Genomic DNA, 4,598 nt, shown 5'->3' on the forward strand with positions numbered 1-4,598 from the left:
GGTCTCGACGATGACGATCGGGGTGTCGGTGACGGGTTCGCCCTGTTCGTCGGTGATGGTGCCGACGACGTCGACGGTGACCGGGTCGGGGTCGACGGGCGGGGTCGTCGTCGTCGTGAAGTCGAAGTCGAGGTCGGCGCGATCGCCGGCCTCGAGCGAGAACGTCCGCGTCGTCGCGCCGTCGGCGCCGTCCGGCGGGGTGATCGTGACGGTGTATCCGGGGGTCGCCGTGAGGGCGGGCACCGTGTACCGGCCGTCGGCGTCGGTGGTGACCTGGGCGACGATGCGTCCGGTGGCGTCGGTCACGGTCACCGCGCCTCCTGAGTAGGGAGCCACCGCGCCGTCGACCGTGCTGAGGGCGACGCCGGACGCCGCGAAGGTCTTCGTCGCGAACCAGGTCTGGTAGATCGGGCGACCCGAGCGCTGCTGGAACGCGATGGTGAGGCTCGACAGCGAGACCGTGGGGCTGAACCAGCCGGTCGCGCCCTGCGTGTCGGCGGCGGCCGCGTTGCCGGTCAGGGTGGAGGTCGCCGGGTCCCAGCTCGGGACGTCGCCGGTGCCGCCGCCGGGGCACGACGGACTGCCCGCGAGACCGCACGAGTTGTAGACGCCCGCGAAGCCGAGCTCGGCGCTCGAGACCGGTGCGCCGGCGGCATCGGTCGCCGTGATGGTGGCCTGGTCGGCGTCGATGTCGCCGAGCACGAACGACCACCCCGACGCCGGGGTGCCGCCGTCGAAGGAGTACGTCGTGGTCGAGGCGGCCTCGGGCGTCGGAGAGTTCCGGAGGGCCGTCAGATTGAGGTACGTCGTGCCGCGGCTGCTGCCGTACTGCAGGCCGGGAGGCGTGTTCGGGCCCTGCCAGCCGCTGGCGCCGCTCGGCACGGTGGCCTGCGACGCGTCGGTGGTGAAGGTGGTCGCGGGGAAGCCGCCGCCGAGCGTCATGGTGCCGACGGATCCGGTTCCCGACGGGGTCCGCTCGGCCGTGAAGACGCCCCAGTCGCCGCCCTGCGCCGCGGTGGCCGTCGTCACGCCGCCGAGCACCATGGCGGCCGCGGCGAGCGAGGCCACGCCGGCCGCGGCGATGCGGCGGCCGGTGGAGCGGAGCGTCGAGCGCGAGCCGAGGAGGCGCGGGTCGAGTCGTGCGGAGGCGGTCTGGTCGAGGCGCATGGGACTCCCGGTGGGCGACCCCCCGGCCGCCCGGTTCGCGACGCGCCCTGATGCGCGCTGCGAAGACGACGTTAGTTCAATTCCTCGATCCGCGTTCGTGATCCGTCCCGGCGGCGTCCCGGCGGACGGCGACGACGGTCACGTCATCGGGGTGATGCCCCTGGGACGCGAGGCGCGTGATGCTCAGGACGGCCTCCGCGGCGGTCGGATCCGCCCCGGCAGCGGTGTCGGCCGCCCGCGCCAGCGCCTCGAGGCTGCCGTCGAAGAGGTCGAGGACCCCGTCGCTGCAGATCAGCAGGAGGTCGCCCGGATCGAGGTGGGTCGTGCTCGTCGCCCAGGTCTGGGTTCCGAAGGCGCCGAGCGGGAGGTTGAGCGAGGGGATGACGTCGCGGCTGCCGTCGGCGCGGCAGACGACTCCGAGACCGTGACCGGCGTCGACGGCGACGATCTCGCCGCTCTCCGCGTCGAGCTGCAGGTGGAGCAGCGTGACGAAGGCGTCGTTGGCCTCGAGATCGGGTTCGACGGCGCGATCGACGACGGACATCGTGTGACGAGGGCCTTCGGACGGGGAGGCGGCACGCAGCGACGCGCGGACCGTCGCCGCGATCATGGCCGCGCCCACGCCCTTGCCCATGACGTCGGCGAGGGTGACCGCGAGCCCCTCGGGGGTGCGCTGCCAGTCGAAGAAGTCGCCGCTGACGGCGCCGCTCGGCACGCAGGCGCCGGCGACGTCGTAGCCGGGGAGGTCGGGGACGGACTGCGGCAGGAGACGGCGCTGCACGCTGCCCCCGTCGAGGAGCTCCTGACGGGAGCGGGCCGCTCGGGCGGCGAGCACCTTCGCGGTCTGCTCGCCGCTCAGCGACGCCATGCTGAATGACACGACGGTGAGCAGGGCGAGGGTGATCAGGGTCGTGGACGGCGTTCCGAACCACGAGACGAACAGGTCGCTCCGCGGACCCGACGCCAGGAAGGCGACGAAGCGGCCGAGGTAGTAGACGCCCAGGGCGCCGGACGTCAGGATGAGCGGCCACCGCGTGCGGGAGAGTCCGGCGTCGAGGACGATGATCTCGCGGGTCGAGAGGATGATGAGGCCGCCTGTCAGGGCGAGGAAGAGCGGCCCTCCGGACCAGTCGTTGGTCGCGGGGGAGTCGAAGCTCGACACGGCGGTCACGAGCGCCGCAGGCCCGACCACGAGCCACCAGGGGCTGGGTCGGAGGCGCAGCGACCGGCTGGCCATCCAGACCGAGGCGGCGCCGGCGACGATCAGGCCGTTGCCGAGCGGGTTCGCCCAGGCCTGATTCGCGGTGCCGTCCTGGAGATAGGCGAGCGTCCCGCCCATGAACAGGACGAGAGCGGCACACCACCAGAAGCTGAAGGCGGACCTCGTGCTGCGGTACGTCACGAAGGCGAACAGCAGGAAGAGGATGAGGGTGATGACGCCGAGAGTGACGCGGAGCGTTGTCGAATCGAGCACGGGCTCTTCCTGGTTCTTCCTTCGCGGGTGACCCGGTGGATCCGCCTCCCGGGGGAGCGCGGGCGTCTCGACCGCTGTCATCCCCGACGCAATCTAAACATCGGGCGTCGTCGACGGCCAACCCCCCAAGGGAGGTGGCTCGCGCCACCGGCCTCCGGGGGTCGGCCCGTTCGCGGGGTGCCTCAGTGAAGAACACTCGCGTAGCGTGATGGAGAGGATCCGAGCAGAAGGGGGACGCCGTGCACGAGACGACGGCCGTTCGACCCGAGGCGCGAGAGCGTCTGCGGCTCGCGGCGCTCGACGACCTGGGCATCATGGGCACCGGCGCCGAGGAGCGGTTCGATCGGATAACGCGGATGGCCCGGCAGCTGTTCGGGGTGCCCATCGCCGAGATCAACTTCATCGATCAGGACCACCAGTTCACGAAGTCCCCTCAGGCATCCGGTGGGCCGACGTTCGGACCTCGAGCGGACTCGTTCTGCGACGTCGTCGTCCAGCAGCCCGACATCGTCGTGGTCCCCGACGCTCTCGAGGACGACCGTTTCGCGCACCGTGGATCCGTCACGGGCGAGCCGCACATCCGCTTCTACGCAGGACGGCCCCTGAGCGTCTCCGACGGCGCCCGGGTGGGGACGATCTGCCTCGTCGACACGGCGCCCCGGGGCCTCACCGACGAGGACCAGGACCTCCTCGACGAGCTCGGCGAATGGGTCGAACGCGAGCTGCGGCATGTCCACGCCGCCGACCACGCCCGCCGCACCCAGCAGCGGATGCTCCCGGCTCCCCTCGCTCAGGGCGACGGATTCACCGTCGCCGGCTTCACGCAGCCGTACTCCGAGGTCGCGGGGGACTACTTCGCGTCGATCTCCTCGCCCGGGCGGGTCGACGTGACCCTCACCGACGTCATGGGCAAGGGCTACTCCGCGGCCATCATCGCCGCGATGGTGCGATCGGCGTTCCAGGCTCGGCCCGGCTGGCAGCCCGCCGAGGCCGTCTCCGCGGTCAACGAGCAGCTGCTCGGCGATCTCTCGGCGACCGGCACCTTCGCCACCGTCTTCCATGCGGCCCTCGACACCCGCACCGGTCTGCTCCGATACGCCGACGCCGGGCACGGCCTGTCGGTCGTCATCCGCGCCGACGGCACCCTCGAGCGGCTCGCCTCGGCGGATCTGCCGATCGGGATCGCCGACGGCGACGCCTGGACGACTCGCGAGACCACCCTCGCGCCCGGTGAGGTCCTGTTCTCCTGCTCCGACGGGGCGCTCGACCTGTACGACGGCACGATCAGCGCCCTCGATGAGCTGGCGGAGCTGGTCCGGCGGTCCGCCGACGACGCGGGCCTCTTCGCCGAGCTGTCCGATGTCATCGGCGCTCTCCGCCCGGACGACGACGTCACGATGCTCGTCGTCCGTCGCGACGAGAAGAAGGAGTCCGACCGGTGATCGTGTCCCTGACCTACATGAGCACGGCGTCGACGCCGTTCGACTCGGAGCGGATGGCGGGTCTGCTGCAGCAGAGCCGGGAGAACAACGGGCGCCGCGGCCTCACCGGGATGCTCCTCTACAAGAACGGCCGGTTCATGCAGGTGCTCGAAGGCGCCGAGAAGGACGTCCGCGAGAGGTACGCGGTGATCGCCGCCGACCCCCGTCACACGGATCTCACGACCCTGGTCGACGAGTCCATCGAGCGGCGCCGATTCCCGCAGTGGTCCATGGGCGTCCCCGAGCCCCTCGACGCCGATCTGCGCGAAGCCCCCGGGTACGACTCGTTCTTCGAGACGCCCTCCCGCCGCTTCGACATCAGGGAGGACTCCTCCCGTGCCCAGCTCCTCCTCGAATGGTTCCGACGCCGGGCCTAGCCGGTCCGCCGTCGGCCGGCGTTGGTAACAGGCCGATAACGAAGCGTGTTCGTCCCAATCTCTTTCGACACCGGTGGCGAATCCTTTTCATCCCCACCG

General features: G+C 71.4%; 3 protein-coding genes and 1 pseudogene. 2 read left to right on the forward strand and 2 right to left on the reverse strand.

The genetic code is table 11. The features are described from left to right. Positions 1-1,167 (reverse strand): annotated as a pseudogene (locus tag ASF17_RS04005) (hypothetical protein); the annotation flags it as partial. A 76-nt stretch (positions 1,168-1,243) separates the two neighbouring features. Continuing rightward, positions 1,244-2,641: a PP2C family protein-serine/threonine phosphatase gene (locus ASF17_RS04010; protein WP_055795660.1), complete on the reverse strand. Its 1,398-nt coding sequence runs from the start codon at positions 2,639-2,641 to the stop codon at positions 1,244-1,246. A gap of 239 nt (positions 2,642-2,880) precedes the next feature. On the opposite strand from ASF17_RS04010, the gene ASF17_RS04015 reads away from it, so the two are divergent. After that, complete coding sequence (locus tag ASF17_RS04015; protein ID WP_055795662.1) at positions 2,881-4,083, forward strand: PP2C family protein-serine/threonine phosphatase; 1,203 nt, start codon at positions 2,881-2,883, stop codon at positions 4,081-4,083. Further along, a complete protein-coding gene (locus tag ASF17_RS04020) occupies positions 4,080-4,499 on the forward strand; it encodes a BLUF domain-containing protein (protein ID WP_156357302.1) in 420 nt (139 codons plus the stop codon). Before ASF17_RS04015 ends, ASF17_RS04020 begins: the two co-directional genes overlap by 4 nt. The last annotated feature ends 99 nt before the right edge of the window (positions 4,500-4,598 follow it).

Source organism: Frigoribacterium sp. Leaf263, assembly GCF_001422285.1.
GTDB lineage: Bacteria > Actinomycetota > Actinomycetes > Actinomycetales > Microbacteriaceae > Frigoribacterium.